Origin of the sequence: Actinoplanes sp. SE50/110 (assembly GCF_900119315.1) — a bacterium.
GTDB lineage: Bacteria > Actinomycetota > Actinomycetes > Mycobacteriales > Micromonosporaceae > Actinoplanes.
Map to the genome: position 1 here is coordinate 4,334,756 of NZ_LT827010.1, position 25,695 is coordinate 4,360,450.

Here is a 25,695-nt window from a genome sequence, read left to right on the forward strand (position 1 = left end):
GGGTGTGGGCGTGAGCTTCGTGCTGGCCATCGATCAGGGGACGACGTCGACGCGGTGCATCCTGTTCGACCGGCGGGCGACCGTGGTGGGGGTGGCGCGGGCCGAGCATCCGCAGTCCTATCCGCAGCCGGGCTGGGTGGAGCACGACGCGGCGCGGATCTGGCGGGACGTGCGGCGACTGATCGGGCGGGTGCTGCGCGAGGCCGGGGTCACGGAGGTGGCCGCGATCGGGATCGCCAACCAGCGGGAGACGACGGTGCTGTGGGACCGGGCGACCGGCGTCCCGGTGGCGCCCGCGATCGTGTGGCAGGACACCCGTACGGCCGAGCTGGTCTCCGCTCTCGATCCTGAGGTGATCCGGTCCCGGACCGGCTTGCCGCCGGCGACGTACTTCTCGGCGACGAAGATCCAGTGGTTGCTCGACAACGTCCAGGGGCTGCGGGAGCGCGCCGGGCGGGGCGAGGTGCTGTTCGGGACGATGGACAGTTGGCTGATCTGGAATCTGACCGGCGGTGCGCATCTGACCGATGTGACCAACGCCAGCCGGACGATGCTGATGAACCTGTCGACGCTGGACTGGGATGACGAGTTGCTCGCCCGGTTCGCGATTCCGCGGGCGATGCTGCCGGAGATCCGGTCCTCCGCGGAGGTGTACGCGACGGCGTCGAGCGTGCTGCCCGGGGTGCCGATCGCCGCGGCCATCGGGGATCAGCAGGCCGCACTGTTCGGGCAGACGTGCTTCGAACCCGGCGAGGCGAAATGCACCTACGGCACCGGCGGGTTCCTGCTGATGAACACCGGGACCACGCCCGTGCGGTCGAGCCACGGCCTGATCACCACGGTCGGGTACCGGATCGGGGACCAGGCGCCGATGTTCGCGCTGGAGGGGTCGATCGCGATCACCGGATCGCTGGTGCAGTGGATGCGGGACGGGCTCGGGCTGATCGGCACCGCGTCGGAGATCGAGACGCTGGCCGGGACGGTGCGGGACAACGGTGGGTGTTACATCGTGCCGGCGTTCTCCGGGCTGTTCGCGCCGCACTGGGACAGCCGGGCCCGCGGGGTGATCGTGGGGCTGACCTCCTACATCACCAAGGCGCATCTGGCCCGGGCGGTGCTGGAGGCGACCGGGTGGCAGACCCGGGACGTGGTCGACGCGATGAACGCCGATGCGGGGCTCGCGCTGACCGCACTCAATGTGGACGGCGGGATGACCGCGGACAACCTGCTGATGCAGATCGTGGCCGACTTCCTCGACGTGCCGGTGGTGCGGCCGATGGTGGCCGAGACGGTGTCGCTCGGCGCGGCGTACGCGGCCGGGCTGGCGGTCGGATACTGGTCGGACCCGCGGGATCTGCGGGCCAACCGGCATCATGCGGGGCGGTGGACGCCCGCGATGGATGCCGGGCGGCGGGCGGCCGAGCACCGACGGTGGCGGCGGGCCGTGGACTGCGCGGTGTTCTTCGGCCGCCCGGATTAGCCGAGCCGTTCGCAGGCGGCGGCCCGGTTCAGCAGCACCGTGCGTTCGCGTTCGTTGCGGGTCAGCGACGCGGCGCGGGCGAACTCGGCCCGGGCCTCGGTGTGGCGGCCGAGGCGGGCCAGCAGGTCGCCGCGGACACCCGGGAGAAGGTGATAGCCGTCCAGAACCGGGAAGGCGGCCAGCTGGTCGAGCAGGTCGAGACCGGCCGCCGGGCCGTAGGCCATCGACAGGGCCACCGCCCGGTTGAGTTCGACGACCGGGGACGGGGCCGCCTCGGCCAGCCGCTCGTAGAGACCGGCGATGGCGACCCAGTCGGTGTCGGCGAACCGGCGGGCCCGGGCGTGGCAGGCCGCGATCGCCGCCTGCAGCTGGTAGGGGCCGGGCTTGCCGGTCCGCGACTCTCGCGGGCCCGGCCGGCCGGCGTGCAGCTCGTCGGCTCGGCGCAGGGCGGACAGGCCCCGGCTGATCAGCAGGCGGTCCCAGCGGGCGCGGTTCTGGTCGGCCAGCAGGATCGGTTCGCCGTCCGGGGTGGTGCGGGCGGCGGCGCGGGACGCCTGGATCTCCATCAGGGCGACCAGGCCGTGGACCTCGGGTTCGCGCGGGGCGAGCCGGGCCAGGACGCGGCCCAGCCGCAGAGCCTCCTCGCACAGGGCGGGGCGCATCCAGTCGTCGCCGGCGGTCGCGGCGTACCCCTCATTGAAGATCAGATAGATGACTTCGAGCACCGAGGACAGCCGGGCGGCGAGCTCGGCACCCTGCGGCACCTCGAACGGGACCCGGGCTTTGGCCAGGGCCCGCTTGGCGCGGACGATGCGCTGGGCGACGGTCGGCTCGGGCACCAGGAACGCGCGGGCGATCTCGTCGGTGGTCAGCCCGCCGAGCAGGCGCAGGGTGAGTGCGGTGCGAGCCTCGGTGGACAGGATCGGGTGGCAGGCGATGAAGACCAGCCGGAGCAGGTCGTCGCCGATGCCGTCGTCCTCGGCGACCAGCGTGCCGACATCCGGTGCCGAGTCCTTTCGGTCGCGGCCGGCCTCCTCGACCCTGCGCCGGTACGTCTCGGCGCGGCGGATCCGGTCGATCGCGCGGCGGTGGGCGACGGTCGTCAGCCAGGCGCCCGGATTGTCCGGGACGCCCTGGACGGGCCACTGCTCCAGGGCCGCGACCAGGGCGTCCTGAGCCAGCTCCTCGGCCGTGCCCAGGTCCCGGACCAGCCGGGTGAGCCCGGCGATCAGCCGCGGCGCCTCGATCCGCCAGACCGTCTCGATCGCGCGGTGGGTGTCGGTCGGCACGCCCCGACTATCCCACCGCGCGATCCGCCGCGGCCATCCCGGCCCGTCGACCGGGGAGGCTCAGGCCGTGGCGCGATCCGTCGCGGCTATGCCGAGCGGTAGGACGGGTCGGCCTTCTCCTCGCGGCGGGCGACGGCCTCGCGCTGCTCGGTGGTGAGTTCGTCGCCGAAGTCCGCCGCCGTGTACAGACGGCGGATCTCGATGTTGGTGGGTTCGCCGGCGGTCTTCTGGATCGGGCAGCGCTTGAACCACTCCACGCACTCTTCGAGGGACTTCATCTCGACCAGCCAGAAGCCGGCGATCAGCTCCTTCGTCTCGGCGAACGGGCCGTCGACGACGGTCTTCTTCTCGCCGTCGAAGTAGATCCGGGCGCCGGTGGAGCTGGGGCCGATGCCCTCGGCGGCCAGCAGGACGCCGGCGTCGACGAGCTCCTCGATGAACGCGCCCATCGTCGCGAAGTCCTCGGTCTTCGGCAGGACACCGGCCTCGCTGGCCGTGGTCGCCTTGGTGATCACCATGAACCGCATCGCGTTGTCTCCTCCAGTGTCGCGGGTGGCTCTTCACCTGTGCGTCGAACGGCGACCGCCCCGATCGACACCCTGCCAGAAAAAGTTTCGTCAGCCCCGCCAGCGGAGGATCTCGAGGGCGGCGGCGACCGCCAGCACGTTGTCGGCGAGCGGGCGGGGCAGCAGCGCGTCGGCGCGGGCCAACCGGCGGACGACCGTGTTGCGGTGGGTGAACAACCGGTCCGCGGTGCGCAGCGTGTTGCACTGCTCGCGGACGTACGTGGCGACCGTCTCCCGGGTCTCGGCGTCGGCGTGCAGCAGGCCGCCCAGGGTGTCGGCGAGGAACTCCGCACACTGGGCCGGATCGATGGTCAGCAGCGCGGCCAGCTGGATGTCGGCGTAGTGCGCGACCCGCTGCGGCGACGTCAGCCGGGTCAGCATCCGCTGGGTGGCCAGGGCGTCCAGGTGGCTGCGGCGGAAACCCTCGACGTCGGCGCCGGGGCGGCCGATCGCGACCCGGACGTCCGGGTCGCCGGAATCGGTCATCCGGGGTGCCACCGCGACCGGCAGCCACAGCCACAGCGCGGCCGCGCCGGCCAGCACGGTCAGCCGATGGGTGGCGCCGCCGGCCCGGGTCAGCGCCTCCGCGGCGGCCTCCAGGCGCGCGGTGGCGGTGTCCGCGGTGGTCCACACGATCGCCGCGGTGTGCGGGCCGGTCAGGCGGTAGCCGAGCTGGGCCTCGGCCCGTCCCCGGCTGATCGGCGCGCCCTCCAGCAGCAGACTGACCGCGGCCCGGCGTTCGGCGTGTGCGCCCCGGGTCAGCTCGGTGTGCTCGGCCTCCATCCGGGCGGACACCGCGGTGATCGTGTCCTCGATGAACGTGGAGATCGACAGCGACGACACGTCGAGCAGCGCGCGCAGCTCGTCCGGCTCGGCGTCGAGCGCGAAACAGATCCGCATCCAGCGCCGCCACGCGACGCTCTGCCCGGTCCGGTACGAGTCGAGGGCCCGCTGGTCGAGGCCGCGCCGGACCATGTCGCGCGCCGTTTCCAGAACCTCCGGGCCCAGGTTGGCCGGCACCCGGCGGCCCGGGGCGCGCACATTCGCCTCGGTCCACTGCCGCAGGTTCGCCACGTTGCTGCGGCGCACCGCGGCGACCAGCACCGGGTCGTCGGCGACCGGCCGCATCCGGTCGCCGCTGAGCGACGCCTCGTGCACCGCCTCCACCGACTCGGCCTCCGCGTCCAGCGCCGCCTGCGCGCCCTGCCGGAACAGCTCGGCGACCCGCGGCGACACGACCGGCCACTCCGCAGCACTCTGCACCATGAAAGTCATCATGCTGGTGCGTTTTGTGCTGGCGCAACCGGCTCGGGGCACGGATTCTTTACTGCGTGGAGCACATCGACGTCCTGATCGTCGGCGCCGGCATCTCCGGCATCGGCGCCGCGCGCTATCTGACGACCGAGTTGCCGGGCAAGAGCTACGCGATCCTGGAGGCCCGGGGCGCGTCCGGCGGCACCTGGGATCTGTTCCGCTATCCGGGCATCCGCTCCGATTCCGACCTGCACACGTTCGGATACGAGTTCAAGCCGTGGCGCGACGAGCAGTCGATCGCCGACGCGCCGCGGATTCTCGACTACCTGCGCGAGACGATCGCGGAGAACGGCATCGAGAAACACATCCGCTATCACCACCGGGTCGTCGGCGCGGCCTGGTCGACCGACGACGCGCGCTGGACGGTCTCGGTCGACGTCGACGGGACCAGCCTGGAGATCACCTGCGACTGGATCTTCTCGGCGAGCGGTTACTACCGGTACGACGAGGGTTTCACGCCGTCCTTCGAGGGACGGTTCGGCGGTACGCTCGTGCACCCGCAGCACTGGCCCGAGGACCTCGACTACGCCGGCCGGCGGGTGGTCGTGATCGGCAGCGGCGCGACCGCGGTCACCCTCGTCCCGGCCCTGGTCGACGGCGGAGCGGCGCGGGTCACGATGCTGCAGCGCACCCCGTCGTACATCATGCCCGTGTCGAAGAAGGACCCGGTCGCGAACGCGCTCAAGAAGTATCTCGGGCCGGAACGCGGATATGCCTGGACCCGGCGCAAGAACATCGCCCAGCAGAAGGCCGTCTGGTCGTTCTGCCAGCGGTATCCGAAAGCGGCCCGCAAACTCATCCGCTGGGTCAACGCCCGTCAGCTGCCGCCGGGATATCCCGTCGACGAGCATTTCAATCCGCCGTACGACCCGTGGGACCAGCGGTTGTGCGCAGTGCCCGACGGCGACCTGTTCACGGCGATCCGGGGCGGGAAGGCGGCGGTGGTGACCGACCGGATCGTCCGGTTCACCCCAGGCGGTGTCGAACTCGCCTCCGGGCAGCATCTGGACGCGGACATCATCGTGACGGCGACCGGGCTGAACGTGCAGGCGTTCGGGGGAGTGCCGGTGTCGGTCGACGGGGTGCCGGTCGCCCTGCCGGAGACCGTGGCGTACAAGGGGATGATGCTTTCCGGGGTGCCGAATTTCGCGTACGCCATCGGCTACACGAACTCGTCGTGGACCCTCAAGATCGGTCTGTTGTGCGAGCACTTCTGCCGCGTCCTGAAACACATGGAGGCCGGCGGATACCGCGTGTGCCGTCCGCTCGTGGCCGACCCGGCGATGCCGACCAGGCCGTTCCTGGACTTCGGCGCCGGCTACATCCAGCGGGCCGTCGACCAACTGCCCCGGCAGGGTGACCGGATGCCGTGGCTGACCTCGATGGACTACCAGTCCGACGTCAAACTCCTGCGGGGGGACGACGTCACCGACCCGGAGCTGCATTTCTCATGAGTTTTCACGACAAGGTCGTCGTCATCACCGGGGCCGGGTCGGGCATCGGGCGCGCCCTCGCGCTCGAACTCGGCCGCCGCGGCGCCCGGCTCGCGCTCAGCGACGTCAACGACGCCGGGCTGAAGGAGACCGCCGAGCGGGTGAACGCGCCGGTGCACACCGCGTACCTGGACGTCGCCGACCGCGACGCGGTCGAGGCGTACGCGGCGGCGGTGGCCGCGCACCACGGCGTCGTCCACCAGATCTACAACAACGCCGGAGTCAGCGGCGGCGGGCAGACCATCCTGGACAGCGACTGGGCGAGCTTCGACCGGACGCTGAGCATCAACCTGTACGGGGTGATCCACGGGACGAAGGCGTTCCTGCCGCACCTGATCGCCTCCGGGGACGGGCATGTGATCAACGTGTCCAGCCTGAACGGGTTCATGGCCCAGCCGACCCTCGGACCGTACTGCGCCAGCAAGTTCGCGGTGCGCGGCTTCACCGAGGTGCTGCGGACCGAGATGCTGCACGCCGGCCATCCGGTGCGGGTCACCGTGGTGCACCCGGGCGGGGTGAAGACCGACATCGCCTCGGCCAGCCTGCGGCACGCCGAGGAGGCGGGGCTGTCGCCCAGCGCCGACCAACGGGCGCGGGCACGGACGTACAACGAAAAGCTCCTGAACTGCCTGCGGAGCAGGCCGCACGGATCATCGCCGACGGCGTGGCGGCCGGGAAATCGCGGATCCTGGTGGGCGGCGACGCGAAACTCGTCGATCGGCTGGTGCGGCTGCTGCCGCGCGCCTACCCGAGGATCATCGCCGGTTACGAACGCCGATTGTTCCGCTGACCAGGACCGCACCGGCGACCAGGACGGCCGCGACGACCGTGCGGCGACGACGGCGGCGGCGCAGCACGGCCAGCGCCCGCACCCGGGCGTGAATGAGCTCCAGCGTCGGCCCGGGAACGTGGAAGTCGTGGTCGGTCACCACTCCTGGACGCGGCGCGAGGACGATTCGTGCACCGGTGCGCACCGCGGGCAGCGGATCGGGCAGGGCGTCAGCGCCGCGGTCGTGGCCAGACCGCTGGTGTGCAAAATCGTGGTGACCGCCTCCTCGAAGCCGACCGTCTCGTCGATCACCTGCTCGCCGGGCACACCGAGCAGGTCCCGGTCGGTGTACCACGCACGCATCATCGCGGCGGTGACCGGGATCGGCGGATCGCGGCGCTCGTGCCGGCGGACGGTCTCGTCGAAACCGACCTGCATCCAGAAGGTCGCCGCCGGCCCCGGGTGCTCCGTGACGAGGGCGCGCAGCAGAGGGCCGTACGAGCCGGCGGACAGGATGCCCTCCAGGATCACGTGATACCCGGCGTCCAGCGCGGACCGGGCCATCACCGTGATCAGCCGCGGCGCGACCGGTTCGTCGACGTCCCCATGCTCTCGCAACACGATCCGGCGCACGTGATCCTGCTCGATCAGGGCCGCCCCGCGACCGTAGCGGCGGCGCACCTCGCGGGCGGTCGTCGACTTGCCCGACCCGGAATTGCCGCGGATCACCACCAGCGTCGGCGACCCCGCGGAACGGCGTTGATCGCCAAGGCGTCCTGCACCCGCGACCACCTCAGGCGTCCCTGTTGTCGACCCAGCGGCAGAACGGGTCCGTGGTGTCCTCGTCGCCCATCTCGGCGGGCTCCGACACGATCTCCAGCCCGGTCGCCGGGGCGGTGACACCGAAGGTGCGGTTCAGCCAGTCGCGGTAGGGCGCATTGACGACCTCGTGGTCGGCGTCCCACGGCTCAGGCGGCGCGCCGAACTCCTCGTTCCAGCAGATCTCCCGGTAACCGATCGCCAGCAGCCGGAGAAAGTCGACCGCGTCGTCGGCGAGCACGCACGTCATGATCGAACCGCTGCCCGAACCGAGATGGACGATCCTGACCCGTCCCTCGCCGTCGCGCCACAGCGCGGCCATCGAACCCTCGCCGCCGGTCTGCGCGAACGGCCACAACCGTGCGGCCGCGTCCGGGACGGAATCGTCGAACCAGGACCGTGCGTACGACAGGGTCTGCTCGTCGGTGTAGCCGCGCAACTCGATCGAGGTACCCACCCGGCCGTTGTCGCTCAACGAGCCGTACAGGTCACCGTCGTGCCCCTTCACCACGAAACCCTGCTCGTCGACCCAGGCGAAGAGCAGGCGCAGCGGCTCCGGCAGGTCGAATCCGTCCGGCACCCGGGCCAGCGTCGTCTTGAGGAAGTCACCCACGCCGGCAGCGTAACGAGATCACCTCGCACTGCCACAGTCCCCGCCGCGTCGACCGGTCGACGACGTGCAGGATCCCCATCCGGTTTCCGGTGGCCGCACCGACGCGTCCGGGGCGGCTCAACAATTGCAGTCGGGGCTTTTCCGGTGGCGCGCTCACCTTGCCGAGAAGAGTACGTGGCCAGACGACTACTTGGTGGAAGCAGTCTTCCACGCATCGGTTACGCAAAGGGTCTCATATTCCCACCAGCCGGCGCGCTGGCCATGCTCGAGCAGGCTGCGTATCCGGTCGAGATCCGCCTCCAGTGGAATATCGATTACCGCAACTCCAAACATTCCCTTGCCTGTGACGGCAAAGGCGGCGAACTTGTCCAGCATGGCATTCGTGCCGGTGTCGACGGAGCCAAGTGGGCCGTCGGCCGTCAGCATCAACCTGACGGCACAGTAGCCGGCTGTCTGAACTTTCTCCTGCACCCACAGTTCGCCGTCCTCTCCCTGCTGGACGCGGAGAATGTCACCCTTGGCCGCATCGACCGGAAACCAAGGAGCAGACGGGAGCCGGACGCGCTCAGGCGAAATGACTTCAGCGCCCATGCCGAAGGAGGAAGCGTTGCAGCCAGTCAACGCGAACCAGACATGTACTTGTTCGCCCGGTGGCTTGACCACTGCATCGCCCCCTTTACGCATCGTCCGCAGCTTGCCGGAGGCGATCGGCAGGCCGCAAACACCTATCCAAGGTCAACGATACTGTTCTGCCGCGAGGAGTGCACCGATCACGGGGGGCGGAGCCATCCCCGCGTCCTCAGGTGTCGTATTGGCCGTTCCAGGGCTCGTGGAACCCAAGTCCCTGAGGGAGGAGCTCGGCCCATGGCCCTCCGTGGCCCTCGTATGGATCGTCAGTGGTCTCATCGATGAGGCCGAAGACAACGTCGTCGAAGTCGACCCGGAAGGGTCGGATGGCGATATCGCAGTTCGTGACCGCTTCGAGTCCGGCCAGCCAGTCCGAGCTGTGGCTCGGCGGCCCGAGCGGTGAACCGCCACGGAACCACGTACGCACTATCAACCATCCGGTGGTGCCGACAGTCCCCTGCGAACCAGCTCACGCCGCGTGCCATCAATCATGAAGTCAGCCAAAGGTGAATGCGCGGGTAGTCGACGAGTGGATACCCGAGTAAGTCGAGCGACAGCGTCGTTATCGCAGCTCTGTCGCTAGTTCGAGTGCCTCGGCAAGTTGGTTGCCGTCCAGTCGCCGGGCAGCCCAAGCCAACTCGGCGAGTTCCGCGTGGTTGCCGTGAAGCATCGGATCCACGGCCGCGGCGACTCCTGTTACGGCTGCCAGCTCGTCGGCGGGAATACCCAGCACAGTGGCGAAAGCCGTCACGTACTGCGGCGTCAGCTTCGTACGGCCTGGTCCCAGCATCGCCATCGTCGAGTGCGACACGATCGGACCGTTGCCGATGAAGTACAACACCTTCGGGCTGTACGGCCGGATATTACGGTTCCGCAGCAGACGCAGCATCATCTCGCCGGGCCCGAGCGGGTAGGCATGGCGCGGCAGAGCCGGCGGCCACGCGGGCGGACGCTCGGGAAGCGAGCGGACGAACTCGTGTAGCCGGCGGAGCGACTGCGGCGCCAGCCTTGCCGCTTTCTCCAGGATCGACCCGACATCCCAAGGCTTGGTGCCGTTTGCAGGGACCAGATCGCGGGGTAGATCGAGCCCAGCGATCACGAACAGGTCCGCGGTGCGCCAGCCCAGCGCCGGCGCCAGGCGCCGCACCAGCGCGTCCGTGAGCGCGCCGCCTTGGAGCACTTCCTTCAGTTCCGGCCGCACAGTACCTGCCGTTGCGGCAAGCTTCGGCCTCCGATACGCCAACAGCCGTCCCAGCGCTGCTTCACCCTCCGCCTCCATCGGCGCCAGCGTAGTCACCAACGGCACTCCATCGATCAAGCAGAAGCCCCGAACGGCCGCAGTCGGCTTGCGACAGACTCGCTCGCTGTCGTCGGGGTCGGCGTGGCGGTCCTGGCCGGAGGCCACATGCTGGTTCGAGTCGCGGGCGCGGGATTTGTTTCGCTGGCGTCGTAGTCGCAGTGGCAGTGCTGCGTGGTAGAGCTGGATCAGGGTGATCGCGAATGTGAGGGTGCGGGTGACCCGGTCGGCATATCGGTCACCCGGCGTGTGGTTGCGGCACCCGCTGCTGGCCGGCCGCCTGGCTTGCCCGGGCGCACGCGGCCGGCACCTCATCGGCCGGGACCGGCCGGCTCAGCGCGAAGCCCTGGGCGAGATCGCAGCCCATCTCGCGGAGCACGGCCAGCGTCTCGAGGTCCTCGACGCCCTCGGCGACGACGGACAGGCCCAGGTTGTGGCCCAGGTCGATGGCGCTGCGGACCAGCACCAGGCCGTCGACGTCCCGGGCGAGACCCTGCACGAACGACCGGTCGATCTTGAGTTCGTCGGCCGGGAGCTGGCGGAGCTGGGACAGCGAGCTGAAGCCGGTCCCGAAGTCGTCGACCGAGATCAGGATGCCCTCCTCGCGGACCTGGCGCAGGACGGTCCGGGCACGGTCCGGTTCGAGCATCACACTGCTCTCGGTCAGCTCCAGTTGCAGGATGCCGTGCGGCAGGTGGACACCGGTGACCGCGTCGCGGATCTGGGTCAGGAAATCGTCGTGCAGCAGGCATCGCGGTGAGATGTTGACCGACACCGCCATCGGGTTGCCGGCCGCCGCCCACCGGTCCGCCTGCGCCACCGCGACCTTCAGCAGGTGGTAGGTCAGCGCGATCTCCAGACCCCGGGAGGCGGCCATGTCGAGGAACGCCCCGGGCAGCAGCAGTCCGCGGGTCGGATGACGCCAGCGCACCAGCGCTTCGACGGCGGCCACCGAGCCGTCGGCGATCCGGATCTGCGGCTGGAAGAACAACTCCAGCTGATTCTCCGGGTCGCCGCTGTCCAGCAGCGCGCGAAGCTCCCCGAACAGGCTCATCTCCTCGGGCGCCACGGCGTCCAGCAGCGCGTCGTAGACCGCGACGCCCCCGCCGGCCGCCTTCGCCCGGTACATCGCCGCGTCGGCCTGGCGCAGCAGCTCGTCGTCGGCGACATCGGTGGTGCCGAGGGCGAGACCGATGCTGGCACTGACCGAGGCCGCGCCGACGTCGAGCAGGAAGTCGTGCCGGATCTTGTCGGAGAGCCGCTCGGCGACCTCGACGGCGGTCGCCAGATCGGTGACGCCGGACAGGAGCACCGCGAACTCGTCGCCGCCCAGCCGGGCGGCCAGGTCGCCGTCGCGGATGCCGGCCCGCAGCCGGTGCCCGGCCTCCTGCAGAAGCTGATCGCCGGCCTGGTGACCGAGCGTGTCGTTGACGGCCTTGAAGCCGTCCAAGTCGATGATCATGACGGCCACCTGGTCATCCCGCCGGTTGGCCGACACCCGGACCGAGTCGGTCAGGCGCTCGTGGAACATCCGCCGGTTCGGCAGCCCGGTCAGCGGGTCGTGCAGAGACCGGTGCTCGCTGGCGTCGGCATCCTGGACCAGGCGACGCTGATAGCTGAGCACCAGCCGCCAGATCACCCCGACCAGCGTGAGCCCCACCCCGAAGCCGACCGACGTGCCGATCAGCATGCGCACCTCGGCGCGTTGCATCGCGTCGGCCTGCCGTTGCGCGCTGGCATGGTACGCCCGGCTGACGGCGTCCACGTCCTGCTGCAGGGTGTAGTAGGACGGCGTGACGCTGAGACTGTCCACGCTGAAACTGTCCGGATCGCGGTCCGCCACCAGGGCGATGAGCTGCTCGGCGTTCGTCCGGTAGTCCCGTTGCCGGTCCAGCAACCGGGCCGCCTCGCGGTCGGCGTCGGGCAGCCCGTGCTGGACCGCGAGGTGCAGTGCCACGTCCACCGAGGCGGCGGCCTGCAGGAAGCGGCTGAGCACCGCCGAGGACGGCTCCACCTGGTAGTGGCGCAGATTCACCTCTTCGAGCGTGATCGCCCCGCGGGCCTCGCTGAAGTCCGCGTCCACCTGGAGGGCGCGACTGTGGTCGTGCACCGCCTGGGCGGTCAACGCGGTTCCGATGATGGTGTACGCGCCGAGCGCCAGCAGCACGCTCGCCAGCGCGGCCGTGGTGTTCAGGCTGACCCGTCGCCGTCCCCGGGAGCCGTCGCGCACGGACGACCGGCGTCCCGCGGGTCCGGAGGGCATCCGCCACCGTTTCACGATGTCTCCCTTCGGACGGTAACCGGTAAGGCCTGGTCGTTGAACCATCGGCCGACCGTTGCCGAACCTGAAGCAAGTGCTCAGCACACCCCGCGGGGACGCCGATGAGAGAAGGCGGCGACAAGGTTCTGCTGGGAGGCACTGTCATGGGCATTCGCCCACGGTTCGGCACTCTGCTCACTGTCCTGGTGCTGGCCGGGGCGGCCGCACTCGAGGGTTGTGGCGGCGACCATGCGGCCACCTCCGGCGCTTCGGCGCCGGCCGCCATCCGCCTGGGCGCCCTGGTGCCGTTGTCCGGTACCAACGCGCAGTCGGGCCGGGAGATGCGCGATGCGGCGCAGATGGCGGTCGACGAGGTCAACGCGGCCGGGGGAGTGCTCGGCCGGAAGGTGGAGTTGCTGGTCTCGGACGACGCCTGCGACCCGGGCACCGCCGTGGTGAAGGCCAACGATCTGGTGGCGCAGGACATCACCGTCTCGGTCGGCGGCTATTGCAGCAGCGCCACCGTGCCCACCCTGAAGGTCTTCCGGGACGCCGGTGTGCCGATGGTGATCGCCCTGGCCACCTCGACCGACCTGTTGGTGCCGAAGTACGACAGCGTCTTCCTGATCAGCGGCACGGTCACCGCCGAGGGCGTCTTCGCGGTCGCCGCCATGCGCCGGATGGGCAGCAAGCGGCTGATCATCGTCAACGACGGCACCAGCTTTCCGGTCACCCTCGGCCGGACGACCGCCGATGCGGCCGCCAAGCCCGGTACGGGTATCGAGACGGTCGCCACCCATGAACTCAGCCAGGGTGCGCCGTCGTACGCCCGGCTGGCCAGGCAGATCGTCGGCGAGAAGGTCGACACGGTGTACTTCACCGGCTATTACGGCGAGGCCAACCAGCTCATCAGGGATCTGCGGACCGCCGGGTTCGACGGCCGGATCTTCGTCGGCGACGGCGCGACCGACGGGCCGCTGCTCACGAATCTGACCGCCGCGCAGACCAGGAATGTGTTCGGGACCGCGTTGATGGTGCCGACGCTCATGCCGTCGCTGGCCGAGTGGTCGAAACGATTCGAGAAGGTCACCGGGCGGCAGCCCGGCGCGGGCGGACCGGAGTCGTACGACGCGGTCACGGTGGCCGTGGACGCGATCAAGCGGGCCGGTTCGGTCGACCACGCCGCCGTGCGTGCCGCCATCGCCGCCACCCCGGATCTGCCGCTGCTGTCCGGGAAGGTCAAGTTCAACGCCGACGGCACCCGGGAGAACCCGGTGTTCCTGCTGCTGCAGGTCCGGGACGGTAAGCTGGTGGAGATTCCGGCGGGCTGACCGGGCCCGGGTGCCGGTGGCGACGGCGGGACGGCGGCGCCGGCTGCGCGCCGAGCGGCAAGGAATGCCCTGCCCCCGTCCGACCCTGTCGCCCCCTCAGCCGTTGTGGTCAAGCCAGGAGTGCAGCAGGAGGCGGTCGATCGAGTCGACCCGGCCGAGGCGACCGGCCGCGGCTCGCCCGGCGAGCTCGGCGCGGGTGAACCAGCGGGCGTCGAGGATCTCGTCGCCGTCCACCGTGGGCACCTCGTCGATCGCGGTGGCCCGGAACGCGACCATCAGCCCGGCCGGGAACGGCCACGGCTGGGAGCCGGCGTAGGCGACCGTGCCCACTGTCAGGCCGACCTCCTCGGCCACCTCGCGGCGCACCGCGTCCTCCAGGCTCTCCCCGGTCTCGACGAAGCCGGCCAGGGTCGAATACTCGCCGGACGCCGAGCCGCGGTGCCGGGCCAGCAGACAGCGGCCGGGGTCGGCGGCCGACTCGACCAGCATGATCACGGCGGGTTCGATCCGGGGGAAGAGCAGCCGGTCGCAGGCCGGGCAGGCCCGCACGTGGCCGCCGTGGCGCGGCTCGGTGGGACCGCCGCAGCGCCCGCAGTGCCGCTGGTCGCGGATCGCGCGCAGCAGGCCGCGCGCGTAGCCGAGGGTGGCGGCCTCGGCCGGGGTGTGCTCGGAATAGACGGAGCGCACCGACGCGGTCGCGTCACCGCCGGCCAGTGCCACCGCGGTGCCGCTGTCGTATTCGGACAGGTCGACGGCGAAGATGCCGGCGCCGTCGTCGAGCCCGAGGAACACCGGCTCGGCGGTGGCGTCGAGCAACCGCCGGGCTGCCGGGCCGGCGGCGACGATCGCCCGCGCGGGTGTGCCGTGTACGACGCACTCGTCCCGCCAGATCGGAACCACCCGCACATCCGGGCGGGAGTGGACCTCGGCGAGCCATCGCGGGTCCGCGCGGCGCGCGGCCGCCCGGTCCAGCCGGCCGCCGGCATACGGGACCTGCATGGTCATGAACGGTCACCAGTCCTGTCGTGGACACCAGCCCGATCATCATCGCACCGCCTGTCGACGGGCCGGAACCACGCCAACCTCACACCATGCTCGGAGAACTATGAACTAAATATTAAATTCTTGTCACCTCAGCGACGCCCCGGCTTCCCCGCTGAACAGCGAGAAAACGACACCAACGCAGTGATCGATTTCTGTTCGACTCACATGGATTTCACTCACCTTTGGTGATCCTTCACGCGCACTGCCCGAGCGACGCGAAGGATTGCCGACAGTGGATCGTTATCGAAAATGGGCCTGGGGCCTGGGTATCGCGACAGTGAGCGCGGCCAGCGCCTTCGGCCTGGCGGCCTGGGGGGCCAGCGCAGCGCCGACCGCGCCGCCGACCACCGGTGCCGCCGCCGGCCAGGCGCAGGTCTCCGACCCGAGCCCGCTGCCCGAGGCCGCCACCGGAGCCGGCAGCGACCCGCTGACCAGCGCCGAGGTGGACCGGGCCCGCGCCGCCGCGCTCACCCCCGAGCTGGCCGCGAAGGCCAAGGACGTGACCGGCAAGGCCGGCCCCGAATACCTGGCTGCCGAGCTCGACACCGACGGGACCGGCCGGCAGGCCGAGCTGTACTACTACGACTACGGCACGCAGAAGCTGTACAAGCAGGTCGTCGACCTGGCGAGTGGCAAGCTGACCAAGTCGTACGCGGCGACCGGGATGCAGCCGCCGGCGTCCGAGCAGGAGGCCAAGGTCGCACTGGACCTGCTGGTCGCCGACCCGCTCGGCGCGGACTTCAAGACCGCCTACCGCAAGGCGACCGGCCAGGACCTGCACGGTACGGACGGGTTGGTGCCGACCGCGCACGTGTACACGTCCAAGCCGGCGGACCGGGGCGCGACGCAGTGCGGCAAGAGCCGTTGCGTACAGCTGATCATCAAGACCTCCGATGGTCACTTCATCAATGTCACCGACGTGATCGTCGACCTGTCCGGGCGCCGGGTCGCCCGCCTCAAGTGAGCGGGGAAGCTTCCGTGGCGTACCGTAAATTCGCTGGTGTCGTAACGCTGATGACCTCGGCCGCGCTGGGCCTGACCGTGCCGGCGCAGGCCGCGCCGGCCGCCTCGCCGTGCGGCGCGTCGTCGATGGTCAAGGAGACCTTGCCGAACGGCACCACCTGGCAGCTGTGCTGGCGGATCAACGACAAGGCCGGCCTGGTGCTCGACCACGTCTTCGTCGCCACCAAGCGCTACCCGGCGCCGGTGCAGGTGCTCGACTCGATCCGGCTGGCGCAGCTCAACGTGCCCTACGACACCGGTGACACCGAGTACGACGACCTGACCCAGATCGGCCTCGGCAGCTACGGCCTGGAGACGCTGACCGGCGACGACTGCAAGGGCGGCTCCATCCGGCTCGGCTCCGACGGCAGCAGCGAGCCGCAGCGCCGCAAGGTCCTGTGCGTCAGCGCCGAGCCGCGCGGCCTCGCCTACCGCCTGCACTCCTGGGACGACGGCGGCGCCGGCCCGTCCGCGGAGCCGCAGGACAAGGTGTACTCGCAGCAGGGCCACGACCTGGTGCTGCGGACGGTCAGCAAGCTCGGCTGGTACGAGTACGTCACCGAATACCGTCTGCACGACGACGGCCAGATCACGGCCCGGCTCGGCGCGACCGGCGACCTCGCCCCGAGCGAGTACTCCACCAGCAGCACCGGCTGGCCGATCGGCAAGGGGCCGGCCAAGGACTACGCCACCATGCACTACCACAACGCATTCTGGCGGGTCGACTTCAACATCGCCGGAAAGGGCGGTGAGAAGGTCGAGCAGCTCGACACGACCACGGCCGGCCGGGGCAGCGTGACCGCGAAGCTGAAGACCACCCGCACCGCCGTCACCAACGAGGGCACCTTCACCAAGGTCAACCAGCGGTCCTGGCGGCTGGTCAGCCCGACCAGCAAGAACGCGGACGGGCACCAGCGGTCGTACGAGCTGGCCCTCGGCGCCACCGACCAGTACCAGGGGCACCCGGAGACCAAGCCGGACGTCACCTTCACCCAGAAGGACGCCTGCGAGAAGTGGGCCAGCGACAACAACTCCGACCCGGAATGCCCGCTCGACAAGAAGACCATCATCGATTTCGCCAAGGACAAGCAGAAGCTCACCGACCCGGTCATGTGGGTCCGGGTCGGCTTCCACCACATCCCGCGCGACGAGGACCAGAGCCCGATGCCACTGCACTGGCAGGGCTTCGACCTGCTGCCCCGCGACTTCACCGAGATGAACCCGCTGACGCCGCCCGGCCTGGCCGGCGCCAACGGCAACACCAGCGGTGACGGATCGCAGGGCTGACCCCCAGTAGGTCCGGCCCGGTCCGGGGTCATCCCGGGCCGGGCCTCTCTCATTCCTGGAGACCGCTTGTGATCGTTCGCCGCCTTGCCGCCTCGGCCGTCCTGGCCCTCGCCGCCGCGACCGTCTTCGTCCTGCGCCTCGGCGACCACCCGGCCCCGCAGGCGGCCGCCGCGCAGACCGAGACCACCCCGTCGGGGATCGACGTCCACTACGCCCAGATGATGGTCGACCACCACGAGCAGGCGGTCGCCATGAGCCGCACCCTGCTCGCCAAGGGCGGGGTCCCGGAACGCGTCCGGCTGATCGCCGACTACATCATCCACGACCAGCAGCGCGAGATCGACGAGACCACCGACTGGCTCAGCGCCTGGAACGAGCCTTCCCCGTCCGCCGGCGGCCCCGCCCACGGCATGCTCTCCCCGGCCCAGCTGACCGAACTCGATCACGCCAGCCGCGACGCCGCGCCGAACGTCTACCTTCGCTTGATGATCGAACACCACCGGGGCGCGATCACGATGTCCCGCTCCCTGCTGGACGGGCCGTCCGGCAACCCGTACATCCACAGCCTGGCCAAACACGTCCTCAACGAACAATCGTCGGAGGTCGACGCCATGGCGGCACTCATCAGGTCAGATTCACCCTCTTGATGTCCCCGGCTGCGGCCGACAACTGAGCGCTGCTCCCGCGGAGGCCGGGCGCGGCGATCCGGCCGCTGGCGCGTCCAAGGGTGATCGCCGCACCCTTCATTGCCCGTGGCCGGTCACCGTTCACCCCGGAAACCGCGCCCCGAAGCTGTTACGGTCCGGCACTCCGGACCGCCGGACCCGGTGATCTCCGCGTGGCGCCGGCATCGCGAGGCCCGGTGTCCCGGCGCGGACACCGGGGCCGGATAGCGATGGTCAGTGGTGCCAGGGCAGCTGCACGGGCTGTGCCGGGGTGCCCTCGGTGAGCAGGCGTTCCACCAGATCGGCCAACCCGAACGGGTAGACGGTCTCGGTGGTGGTGGCCAGCTCGTCGACCGTCCACCAGCGATGCCCGGCGTGGTAGCCCCGTTCGTGGTCCTCCATGCCGCTGGTGTCGACCTCGTGGTCGTCGACGCGGTGCGCGAAGAACTCGTCACGGAAGATGCCGCTCGCCCAGCCCAGGTCGGCGAAGCCGGAGGTGTAGGCCACCGGGTCGCCCAGGACTTCCGGGCTGACCTTGAGGCCGACCTCCTCGTGGAGCTCCCGGGTCGCGGCCTGGGCGAGAGGCTCGCCGTCCTGGACGCCGCCGCCGGGAGTCGCCCAGCCGTGGCCCTTCGCGGCGTCCGCGGGGTCGAACCGGAATTGGAGGAGCAGGACTCGGTCGGTGCTGCTCAGCAGGAGCACGCGGGCGGAGCGGCGCAGTGGGTCGGACACCCCGGCAATTCTAGAGATGCCGCGGGCCGCATCATGATGCGAGCCGGTGGATTTCTGCGGTCAGGTCGGCTCGGAGGACGTCGTGACGCGGGCCCAGGAGGTTGTCCGCGGCATTGCGGAAGTCGGCCGGATAGTGGGTGGCCGGGCCGTTGATCAGATCCGGGGGCTCCCAGTCGTACCGCGGATGCACGTGAGCGTGCAGGAACGGGTCGAGGTTGCCGAGGATCGCGTAGTTGACCCGCCGGAACCGGGGGTCGTGTCGGTGGCACACGGTGGCCACGGCTTCGCCGAGCAGATCCATGTCGGCGAGGAAGGCGAGCCGTCGCGGGCGGGGCAGGTCGGTGAGGCGGTCGGCGGCGGGATCGTCGGTGATCAGCACGCAGTATCCGGGGAGGAACTGGGAGTCGCCGATGACCGCGAAGCCGGCCGTGAGACGGGCGAGAACGGTCGGATTCTGTCCCCGTAACGCTGAACCTGTCCGGTCGGCACGCCAGTCGGTCACGCCGGAATGCTAATGGACCGGTCCCCGCACGGTCCCACCGGCGCCCTTACGGCTGCCTCGCCACCTCGGGCGTGGCCAGTCGGTCGAGGGGGAGCAGGAACCGGGTGAGGGCCGCTGGTGAGCCGATGGCGGACCGGTCGGCCGGTTGGTCGGCGTAGTGGTTGATCATCCAGGCGAGCAGGTCGGTTCTGACGCCCGCGGCCGACAGGGCGGCCGGGGCGCCGCGTCGCAGGCCCCGTCTGCGGGTCAGGTCCGGGTGGGCGAGGTGGAGCGTCACCCGGTGGGCGTCGTGCGGCTGGGCGGCGATCGGGGTGGCCAGCGCGTCCCAGGGGATGAAGAGGTCGCCGAAGGGCTGCCGGTCGAGGATGCCGTCCGGGCGGATGCTGATGCCGGTGCGCAGCCGTGACGCCCACCAGAAGACCGCCAACTCAGTGAGGTACAGCGCGATGCTGACGATCGTGTGCCCCAGGTCCGGGTGCGGCTCGATGCTGCGGATACCGCCGGCCGCGCCGTAGACGGCGAGATAGGTCAGGCATGCCGCGCCGAGCACGAGGGTCGGATTCGGCGGGGAGCCGAAGGCGGGAATCTCGGGCCGCGCCACCAGGTGCGCCGCGTCGTGGACCCGGATGGCGACCGCCATGCACAGCAGTAACGCGGCGGGTGGCAGCGCGTAGACCGCGAAGCTGGCCCACGGGGCGAAGACGGTCCCGGTGACGTGCAGAACCACCTGCAGGGCGACCGCGGTCAGCAACGCCGCGGTGAGCACCGCCAGTCGCCGCCGGGCCACCCAGCCGAGAATGCTGATCACCATGGCGGCAGGGTAGACGCCCGGCGCCGGCAGCCCGATCCCGCGTCCGGGTCGTCGTTCGTGGTCCTCATGGTCATCGGCCGGGCCCGTTCCGGAGCGGCTTGACAAGGAACCGGCAGGGGTCGGCGAAGTCGTGGCGGGTGCCGTGATCGTCGAGGTAGTGGTAGCGGTCGAGGTAGTGGCAGTCGATGTCCTGGAAGCCGAGGCGAAGATAGAGCGCGGCTGCGCGCGGGTTCTGGTCGTCGACACCGAGGCCGATGTGGTGGTAGCCGCGTCGGGCGGCGAGGGTCTCGGCTGTCTGGATGATGGCGGTGCCGATGCCGCGGGACTGCTGCTCGGCGGGCCAGACGGCCAGGCCGTTGATCTCGGGGCAGTCGGGGTAGCGTTCGTGGACCTCGGCGGCTTCGCATCCCTGCCAGAGGATGTCGCCGGCTCCGACGGGGATGCCGTCGGCCCAGGCGGTCAGGAACGTGCTCAGTCCCTGCTGTTGGCGGTGGAAGCGCGCTTCGTTGCGGCGAGTCCGTCCGGGAGACGGGTGGTGGAACTCCAACTGGACGATGTCGTCCTCGCGGCACTCCCGGATGATCATGGCTCAGTGTCCTTTCTGACGGCGCCCTCGGGCAGCGGTCGACAACTGCGGAGAGTCGGTGACCACCGTCGGTCGAAGAGTCACCGGAGAACCAGCAGGTCCAGGGCGTCGACGACCGGGCCGGACTCGGTTCGCGCGGCCTCCCGCAGGCGGGCCACGCCTGCGGCATAGGCCTCGTCGCTGATCAACTGCAGTGGCGTGTGCGCCTCGCGTCGCAGGGCGGCGGCGGCATCGGCCACCGACGGGGCGGTCACCTGCGGGACCGGTTCGCAGCCGGTCGTCGCGAAGCCGGCGGTGGCGAACGCCGCCTCGACGCCGGGGATGCTCGGGTAGCGGTCCAGCACGGCGACGGCCTCCGGGAACCAGCGGAACAGGTTGATCGCTTCGTGCCGGCCGGCGAACGCGGAGCGGATCAGCACCGGTGCGCCCGGCTTCAGCACCCGCCGGATCTCGCGGGCGGCGGCCTCCAGGTCGGGGACGTGGTGGATCACGGTGGAGAGCCAGACCCCGTCGAGGCTGGCGTCCGGAAGCGGGATGTCGTCGGCCGCGCCGGCCGCGACGGGCTGGAACATCGCCCGCTCCCGCATCGCCGCCGACGGCTCGACCGCCAGCACTTCGACGCCGGGCCACCAGGTCCGGAACGCCCGGGCCCAACTGCCGGTGCCGCATCCGAGGTCGAGCAGGCGCGCCCCGGAGCGGGGCTCGAAGTGCCGGCCGATCGCGGCACGCCAGGTCGCGAGGTCATCGTCTTGCAGATGCCGGGTCTCCTCGAAGGCCGCCGCTTGCTCGTTGTCGTATGCGATGAGTGCCATGCGCCGAGCCAACCTGGCCGACCACACGGCGGGCAAGACCCCGTGCACCGGTTCACATCGATCGCCGTCGCGAGCCCGTCGATACGAAGATGTCTTCGCACGTCAGCGACCCATAGCGACGTACTGTGATTTATCAGGCAGGGCCCGGAACGCCCGGTGCACGCCGATGCGCTGACGAACCCGATGCCTGCCGGTCCACCAGGGCGACTACTACCGCGACCGGTGCGAAGGTCAGTGGACCGGGGCCGGCAGGCGCAGGGCGGTCGCCGCGTGCCGGACGCTGCGGCCCAACAGGCCGGTGGCGCCGAGCAACGGAGCGGCCTTGAGCAGCACGTGGTTGCGGAACCACAGGGCGCGTGCCGAGTCCGGGGCGAGCGTGCCGCCACCGCCATCGGCGAGCGCCTGGTTACGTCGTACAAAATCGCGGGTCTTCTGCTCGTAGGCGGCGAACGCCGCGGTGGGATCGGCGTGTGTGGCCAGTTCCTCGGCCAGGACGTAGGCGCCGACCAGGGCGATGCTGGTGCCCTGGCCGGAGAAGAAGGACGGGGCGTGCGCGGCGTCGCCGACCAGCGCCACCCGGCCATGTGACCAGGTGGGCATGTGGATCTGGCTGACCACGTCGAGGAAGACGTCGCCGGCGGTGCGCAGGCCGTCGAGGAGCCGGGGGACCAGCCAGCCGTCGCCGGCGAAGGCCGACTCGAGCAACCTCAGGCCGTCGCGCGGTGGTTCGGGGCTGCGGGTCATCAGTAGGCCGTGGACGGTGTCCGAGCAACCCGGAGCGTAGAGGGTGGCCATCCGGCCGGGCGCCGACCAGACCTGGCCCTCGTGGCGCAGGCCGAGGTCGTTGGGGAGGGTGAAGCCGGCGAAGACGTAACCGAGGTGACGGCTGAACGACTCCTCCGGGCCGAAGACGAGCCGGCGGGTGGCCGAGTGCAGGCCGTCGGCGCCGAGGATGACGTCGAACTCCTCCTGCGCGCCGCTGGCGAAGGTGACCCGGCGGCCGTCGATCGCGGCCATCGAGTCGCCGAAGCGGAACCGGGCGTCGTGGCGGACCAGGTCGCACAGGATCGTGGTGAGGACGCCGCGGGGCAGTTCGAGACCGTCGCCGCTGAGGTTGCGCGGGCGCAGTCGGCCGGCGACCCGGCCGTCCGGGCTGAGGAAGGTGAGCTGCCGGGTGTCGATGTGCGCGGCGCGGGCCCGGGGCAGGACGCCCATCCGATCGAGCACGTCGAGGGCGGTACCGCGGACGTCGATGGGATAGCCGCCGCCGCGGACGGCCGGTGCCTTCTCGACGACGGTGACGTCCCAGCCGTGGCGGCGCAGCCAGTAGGCGAGGGTGGGGCCGGCGATGCCGGCGCCGGAGACGAGTGCCTTCATGACAAGTAAACTACACCGTGCAGTGTAGTTCGGGTAGGGTGGGCGGGTGCCGAGTACCAAACCGCTGCGCGAGGGGTCCGCGACGAAACGGGCCGCGATCCTGTCCGCCGCCCGCGAGCTGTTCCTCAGCGACGGATTCGACCGCACCAGCGTGGACGCGGTCAGCGCCCGCGCCGGGGTGTCGAAACGGACCGTCTACGACTACTTCGGTGACAAGAACACGCTGCTGCAGGCGGTGGTCGGGGACATCTCCGACTCGCTGGTGGCGGCGGTGCGCCGGACCATCGACGCCACCCTGACCGGGCTGACCGAGCCGGCCCAGCTGCAGGACGCGCTGACCGGTTTCTCGATGCGGATCGCCACCGACATGCTCGGCTCGGCCGACTATGCGACGCTGCTGAAGCTGCTGGGCGGGGAGGGGCACCTGAGCGAGGCGCCGTTCCGGGACGCACCCGAGGAGGCGCTCGCCGAGCGGTTGGCGGTGCTCGGCGAGGCCGGGCTGCTGACCGTTGCCGATCCGCGGCTGGCCGCCGACCACCTGATCGCGCTCACGTTCGGGGTGGTGCTCAACCGGCACGGGTCGACGCTGATCACCGCTGACGAGCGGGTGCGATCGCTGGTGGCCGAGGGGGTGCGGGCGTTCCTGCGCGCCTACGCCGGCACGCGCGCGACGGCGCCGTAGACCGCGGTCGAAGGATGTCGAATGGTGCGGGGTTGCCCACCCGCTCTATGCTCACGCCCCGTGAGCGACCTTCTCAAGGAGCACGTCCAGAGCGTGCTCGAAGCCAACTTCGCCTCGGTCAACCAGACCCGGCGCCGCATCGAGGACCTCGAAGCGCAGGGCCACCGGATCATCACCGGCGGTCAGATCGGCGAGGACGGCTGGGACATCATCGACTGGCGGACCAGCGAGATCCTCGCCGCCGGCGACGGCGGCCTGCCGGAGTACGAGGCGGCCGCCGCGGACCTCGACCCGGACGACAAGTTCATCCACCATGACCGGATCCTCGAGGACGAGGACCTGGAGTACGTGTCGACGCCGGGCCTGCCCGACGGGCTGGCGAACGCGGTCGAGGACTGGGTGCTGACCGCGGACGCCGACGAGGTCGCGGAATTCATCGGCTGGCCGGTCGAGAAGGTCGAGGAATACCAGGCAGAGGACTGATGGGCGTACGGCGCGACGCCGCGGCCCGCAGCGGGCCGCGGCGCGGCGTCACGGTTTGCGGCCGACCCCGGCCCAGATGCTGACCAGCGACGGGTCGACGGCCCCCGCACCGGGGGCCGGCCGCCACTCGCTGGCCACCGCGATACCCGGCTCGACCAGGTCGAGACCGTCGAACAGCCCGGCGAACTCGTCCCGGGTGCACGGCCAGGCGTCGCTGCGGCCGCTGTCGAGCATCGCCCGGTAGGTGGCCCGCTGCTGCTCGCCGAGGAAGTCGGTGGTGAAGTGGGTGACGGCCAGGTAGCTGCCGGAGGGCAGCGCGTCCATCAACTGCCGCACGATCGCCCGGGCCTGCGCACGGTCGGGCAGGAAGTGCAGGATCGCGATCAGCATCAGCGCGACCGGCCGGGACAGGTCCAGGGTGGCCGCCAGCTCCGGGCTGGCCAGGATCTTCTCCGGGTCGCGCAGGTCGGCCTCCAGATACCGGGTGTGCCCGCGCGGGTCGCTGGTCAGCAGCGCGGCCGCGTGGGTGAGCACCATCGGATCGTTGTCGACGTAGAGCACCCGGCTGTGCGGGGCGTGCCGCTGCGCCACCTCGTGCGTGTTGTCGGCGGTGGGCAGCCCGGTCCCGATATCCAGGAACTGGCCGATCCCGGCGTCCTGGGCCAGGTGGCGGGTGATCCGGCCGAGCACGTCCCGGTTCGCCACGACACCGGCGCGCATGCCGGGGAATTTCGCCTCGATCTCGTCGCCGGACGCCCGGTCGACGGCGAAGTTGTCCTTGCCGCCCAGCCAGTAGTTGTACCGTCGGGCCGGGTGCGGCACCGTGGTGTCGATCCGTGCGGACAGGTCCCCGTCGTCTGCCATCGCCAGCGTCCTCCGATCGGCTGCGTCGGGACGATCCTAACGGCCATAGTGGACATTCCGCCATGCCGCCCGGCCGGTCTTGACCTCAACCGAGGTGCAGGTTGCAGACTCCCGGCATGACGATCGTGGTGTTCGGGGCCCGCGGACGGGTGGGCCGGCAGGTGGTCGCCGGGTTGCGGGCGGCGGGGGAGCGGGTGCGGGCGACGGGTCGGGAGGCGCCCGCCGGGGCCTTCGGCCCCGAGGTCGAGACGGTGGCGGCGGATCTGGACCGTCCGGAGACTCTCGGGCCGGCGCTGGCCGATGCCGGGGCGGCATTCGCGTACGCTCATCCGGCCGGCGCCGAGGGCTTCGCCGCCGCCGCGCGATCCGCCGGGGTGCGCCGTGTCGTGCTGCTCTCCAGCGCCGCCGTGACCAGGCCGGACGCCGCCCAGAACCCGATCGCGCGCCGGCACCGCGCGGTCGAGGAGGTGCTGGAGCGCTCCGGCCTGGAGTGGACGTTCGTGCGCGGCGGGATGTTCGCGGTCAACGCGATCGGCCTGTGGGGCCCGTCCATCCGGGAGCAGGGCCGGGTCCGGCTCCCGTACGCGGAGGCACAGTCCGCCCCGGTCCACGAGGCCGACCTGGCAGCGGTCGCGGTCGCCGCGCTCACCGCGGACGGGCACGCCGCCATGGCGTACACCGTCCATGGTCCGGAATCGCTGACCCTGCGCCGGCAGGTCGGCGCGATCGCCGCGGCGGTGGGCCGCCCGGTGGCTGTCGAGGAGGTCGACGAGGAGGTCGCCCGCGCCGACATGCTGCGTGGTGGCCTGCCGGAGTTCGCCGTCACCGCGATCCTGCGCAACTGGTCGACGGGGGCGGCCGCGGAGACGTCCACCGTGGTGCCGCAGGTGACCGGGCGGCCGGCCCGCACCTTCGCCGAGTGGGCCGTCGACCACGCCGCCGACTTCCGATGATGGTGGCACAAATCCGGGAGATGCCCGGACGTCGATC

Annotated in this window: 25 protein-coding genes and 1 pseudogene; 10 read left to right on the forward strand and 16 right to left on the reverse strand. The window is 70.8% G+C overall.

Annotation, left to right across the window (positions count from 1 at the left end; translation table 11 throughout):
* Positions 1–10: 10 nt before the first annotated feature.
* The gene (glpK, locus tag ACSP50_RS19020) at positions 11–1,480 is read left to right on the forward strand and encodes a glycerol kinase GlpK (protein WP_014690879.1); all 1,470 of its coding nucleotides are present in this window, start codon (positions 11–13) and stop codon (positions 1,478–1,480) included.
* On the opposite strand, the gene ACSP50_RS19025 is transcribed toward glpK, so the two are convergent.
* From ACSP50_RS19025 to ACSP50_RS19035, 3 genes are all read right to left on the reverse strand, one after another.
* Entirely contained in the window at positions 1,477–2,769 is a 1,293-nt protein-coding gene (locus ACSP50_RS19025; protein ID WP_014690880.1) for an RNA polymerase sigma factor, read from the reverse strand. The genes glpK and ACSP50_RS19025 overlap by 4 nt on opposite strands.
* A gap of 86 nt (positions 2,770–2,855) precedes the next feature.
* Complete coding sequence (locus ACSP50_RS19030) at positions 2,856–3,296, reverse strand: YciI family protein (protein ID WP_014690881.1); 441 nt, start codon at positions 3,294–3,296, stop codon at positions 2,856–2,858.
* Positions 3,297–3,386: 90 nt separating this feature from the next.
* On the reverse strand, positions 3,387–4,601 hold the full coding sequence (locus ACSP50_RS19035; RefSeq protein WP_043511707.1) for a CdaR family transcriptional regulator: 1,215 nt from the start codon (positions 4,599–4,601) through the stop codon (positions 3,387–3,389).
* Between the two features lie 65 nt (positions 4,602–4,666).
* Here ACSP50_RS19035 and ACSP50_RS19040 point away from each other — a divergent pair, with 65 nt between their 5' ends.
* Positions 4,667–6,103 (forward strand): NAD(P)/FAD-dependent oxidoreductase, encoded by a 1,437-nt coding sequence (locus tag ACSP50_RS19040; RefSeq protein WP_014690883.1) that lies wholly within the window; start codon positions 4,667–4,669, stop codon positions 6,101–6,103.
* The gene (locus ACSP50_RS44035; RefSeq protein ID WP_014690884.1) at positions 6,100–7,446 is read left to right on the forward strand and encodes an SDR family oxidoreductase; all 1,347 of its coding nucleotides are present in this window, start codon (positions 6,100–6,102) and stop codon (positions 7,444–7,446) included. Before ACSP50_RS19040 ends, ACSP50_RS44035 begins: the two co-directional genes overlap by 4 nt.
* Here the strand turns inward: ACSP50_RS44035 and ACSP50_RS45080 are convergent.
* The 5 genes and pseudogenes from ACSP50_RS45080 to ACSP50_RS19075 all read right to left on the reverse strand — a co-directional run.
* Positions 7,365–7,814: pseudogene (locus ACSP50_RS45080) on the reverse strand (AAA family ATPase); the annotation flags it as partial. The gene ACSP50_RS44035 and the pseudogene ACSP50_RS45080 sit on opposite strands and share 82 nt — an antisense overlap.
* Positions 7,705–8,343 carry a hypothetical protein gene (locus tag ACSP50_RS19055; RefSeq protein WP_014690885.1) on the reverse strand — a complete coding sequence of 213 codons (639 nt, stop codon included), beginning with the start codon at positions 8,341–8,343 and terminating at the stop codon, positions 7,705–7,707. The pseudogene ACSP50_RS45080 and the gene ACSP50_RS19055, both read right to left, overlap by 110 nt.
* 186 nt (positions 8,344–8,529) lie before the next feature.
* Complete coding sequence (locus ACSP50_RS19060; RefSeq protein WP_080127917.1) at positions 8,530–9,027, reverse strand: DUF4265 domain-containing protein; 498 nt, start codon at positions 9,025–9,027, stop codon at positions 8,530–8,532.
* Between the two features lie 505 nt (positions 9,028–9,532).
* Entirely contained in the window at positions 9,533–10,267 is a 735-nt protein-coding gene (locus tag ACSP50_RS19070; protein WP_014690888.1) for a hypothetical protein, read from the reverse strand.
* Positions 10,268–10,505: 238 nt separating this feature from the next.
* Complete coding sequence (locus ACSP50_RS19075; protein WP_014690889.1) at positions 10,506–12,545, reverse strand: bifunctional diguanylate cyclase/phosphodiesterase; 2,040 nt, start codon at positions 12,543–12,545, stop codon at positions 10,506–10,508.
* 146 nt (positions 12,546–12,691) lie between these two features.
* Between ACSP50_RS19075 and ACSP50_RS19080 the strand changes: the two genes are divergently transcribed.
* Positions 12,692–13,858, forward strand: a complete 1,167-nt coding sequence (locus ACSP50_RS19080; RefSeq protein ID WP_014690890.1) for a branched-chain amino acid ABC transporter substrate-binding protein — start codon at positions 12,692–12,694, stop codon at positions 13,856–13,858.
* Between the two features lie 96 nt (positions 13,859–13,954).
* Here ACSP50_RS19080 and nudC read toward each other — a convergent pair whose 3' ends face one another.
* Complete coding sequence (gene nudC, locus ACSP50_RS19085) at positions 13,955–14,863, reverse strand: NAD(+) diphosphatase (RefSeq protein WP_014690891.1); 909 nt, start codon at positions 14,861–14,863, stop codon at positions 13,955–13,957.
* Positions 14,864–15,134: 271 nt separating this feature from the next.
* Between nudC and ACSP50_RS19090 the strand changes: the two genes are divergently transcribed.
* From ACSP50_RS19090 to ACSP50_RS19100, 3 genes are all read left to right on the forward strand, one after another.
* Positions 15,135–15,866, forward strand: coding sequence for a hypothetical protein (locus tag ACSP50_RS19090; RefSeq protein WP_014690892.1), 732 nt, complete (start codon positions 15,135–15,137; stop codon positions 15,864–15,866).
* A 50-nt stretch (positions 15,867–15,916) separates the two neighbouring features.
* Positions 15,917–17,191, forward strand: coding sequence for a primary-amine oxidase (locus tag ACSP50_RS19095; RefSeq protein ID WP_014690893.1), 1,275 nt, complete (start codon positions 15,917–15,919; stop codon positions 17,189–17,191).
* Positions 17,192–17,259: 68 nt separating this feature from the next.
* On the forward strand, positions 17,260–17,838 hold the full coding sequence (locus ACSP50_RS19100; protein ID WP_014690894.1) for a DUF305 domain-containing protein: 579 nt from the start codon (positions 17,260–17,262) through the stop codon (positions 17,836–17,838).
* A gap of 252 nt (positions 17,839–18,090) precedes the next feature.
* On the opposite strand, the gene ACSP50_RS19105 is transcribed toward ACSP50_RS19100, so the two are convergent.
* The 6 genes from ACSP50_RS19105 to ACSP50_RS19130 form a co-directional block, all read right to left on the reverse strand.
* Positions 18,091–18,588 carry an NUDIX hydrolase gene (locus ACSP50_RS19105; RefSeq protein ID WP_014690895.1) on the reverse strand — a complete coding sequence of 166 codons (498 nt, stop codon included), beginning with the start codon at positions 18,586–18,588 and terminating at the stop codon, positions 18,091–18,093.
* A 31-nt stretch (positions 18,589–18,619) separates the two neighbouring features.
* On the reverse strand, positions 18,620–19,090 hold the full coding sequence (locus ACSP50_RS19110) for an HIT family protein (protein ID WP_014690896.1): 471 nt from the start codon (positions 19,088–19,090) through the stop codon (positions 18,620–18,622).
* A gap of 46 nt (positions 19,091–19,136) precedes the next feature.
* Positions 19,137–19,901, reverse strand: a complete 765-nt coding sequence (locus tag ACSP50_RS19115) for a hypothetical protein (protein WP_014690897.1) — start codon at positions 19,899–19,901, stop codon at positions 19,137–19,139.
* Between the two features lie 70 nt (positions 19,902–19,971).
* Entirely contained in the window at positions 19,972–20,487 is a 516-nt protein-coding gene (locus ACSP50_RS19120) for a GNAT family N-acetyltransferase (protein ID WP_014690898.1), read from the reverse strand.
* Between the two features lie 80 nt (positions 20,488–20,567).
* Positions 20,568–21,299, reverse strand: coding sequence for a class I SAM-dependent methyltransferase (locus tag ACSP50_RS19125; RefSeq protein WP_014690899.1), 732 nt, complete (start codon positions 21,297–21,299; stop codon positions 20,568–20,570).
* A gap of 231 nt (positions 21,300–21,530) precedes the next feature.
* Positions 21,531–22,676 (reverse strand): FAD-dependent monooxygenase, encoded by a 1,146-nt coding sequence (locus ACSP50_RS19130; RefSeq protein WP_014690900.1) that lies wholly within the window; start codon positions 22,674–22,676, stop codon positions 21,531–21,533.
* A gap of 46 nt (positions 22,677–22,722) precedes the next feature.
* Between ACSP50_RS19130 and ACSP50_RS19135 the strand changes: the two genes are divergently transcribed.
* Both ACSP50_RS19135 and ACSP50_RS19140 read left to right on the forward strand, forming a co-directional pair.
* The gene (locus ACSP50_RS19135; RefSeq protein ID WP_014690901.1) at positions 22,723–23,358 is read left to right on the forward strand and encodes a TetR/AcrR family transcriptional regulator; all 636 of its coding nucleotides are present in this window, start codon (positions 22,723–22,725) and stop codon (positions 23,356–23,358) included.
* Positions 23,359–23,418: 60 nt separating this feature from the next.
* On the forward strand, positions 23,419–23,841 hold the full coding sequence (locus ACSP50_RS19140) for a hypothetical protein (protein ID WP_043511712.1): 423 nt from the start codon (positions 23,419–23,421) through the stop codon (positions 23,839–23,841).
* A gap of 48 nt (positions 23,842–23,889) precedes the next feature.
* Here the strand turns inward: ACSP50_RS19140 and ACSP50_RS19145 are convergent, their stop codons facing one another.
* Positions 23,890–24,705: an SAM-dependent methyltransferase gene (locus tag ACSP50_RS19145; RefSeq protein WP_014690903.1), complete on the reverse strand. Its 816-nt coding sequence runs from the start codon at positions 24,703–24,705 to the stop codon at positions 23,890–23,892.
* A 116-nt stretch (positions 24,706–24,821) separates the two neighbouring features.
* Here ACSP50_RS19145 and ACSP50_RS19150 point away from each other — a divergent pair, with 116 nt between their 5' ends.
* Positions 24,822–25,658, forward strand: coding sequence for an NAD(P)H-binding protein (locus ACSP50_RS19150; RefSeq protein ID WP_014690904.1), 837 nt, complete (start codon positions 24,822–24,824; stop codon positions 25,656–25,658).
* Positions 25,659–25,695: the final 37 nt, after the last annotated feature.

Bases quoted from the DNA above. Each gene is read 5' to 3' on its own strand.
- ACSP50_RS19030 (WP_014690881.1), bottom strand. From the start codon at position 3,296: ATGCGGTTCATGGTGATCACCAAGGCGACCACGGCCAGCGAGGCCGGT.
- ACSP50_RS19035 (WP_043511707.1), bottom strand. From the start codon at position 4,601: ATGGTGCAGAGTGCTGCGGAGTGGCCGGTCGTGTCGCCGCGGGTCGCC.
- ACSP50_RS44035 (WP_014690884.1), top strand. From the start codon at position 6,100: ATGAGTTTTCACGACAAGGTCGTCGTCATCACCGGGGCCGGGTCGGGC.
- ACSP50_RS19060 (WP_080127917.1), bottom strand. From the start codon at position 9,027: ATGCGTAAAGGGGGCGATGCAGTGGTCAAGCCACCGGGCGAACAAGTA.
- ACSP50_RS19080 (WP_014690890.1), top strand. From the start codon at position 12,692: ATGGGCATTCGCCCACGGTTCGGCACTCTGCTCACTGTCCTGGTGCTG.
- nudC (WP_014690891.1), bottom strand. From the start codon at position 14,863: ATGACCATGCAGGTCCCGTATGCCGGCGGCCGGCTGGACCGGGCGGCC.
- ACSP50_RS19095 (WP_014690893.1), top strand. From the start codon at position 15,917: ATGACCTCGGCCGCGCTGGGCCTGACCGTGCCGGCGCAGGCCGCGCCG.
- ACSP50_RS19115 (WP_014690897.1), bottom strand. From the start codon at position 19,901: ATGGTGATCAGCATTCTCGGCTGGGTGGCCCGGCGGCGACTGGCGGTG.
- ACSP50_RS19120 (WP_014690898.1), bottom strand. From the start codon at position 20,487: ATGATCATCCGGGAGTGCCGCGAGGACGACATCGTCCAGTTGGAGTTC.
- ACSP50_RS19125 (WP_014690899.1), bottom strand. From the start codon at position 21,299: ATGGCACTCATCGCATACGACAACGAGCAAGCGGCGGCCTTCGAGGAG.
- ACSP50_RS19130 (WP_014690900.1), bottom strand. From the start codon at position 22,676: ATGAAGGCACTCGTCTCCGGCGCCGGCATCGCCGGCCCCACCCTCGCC.
- ACSP50_RS19145 (WP_014690903.1), bottom strand. From the start codon at position 24,705: ATGGCAGACGACGGGGACCTGTCCGCACGGATCGACACCACGGTGCCG.
- ACSP50_RS19150 (WP_014690904.1), top strand. From the start codon at position 24,822: ATGACGATCGTGGTGTTCGGGGCCCGCGGACGGGTGGGCCGGCAGGTG.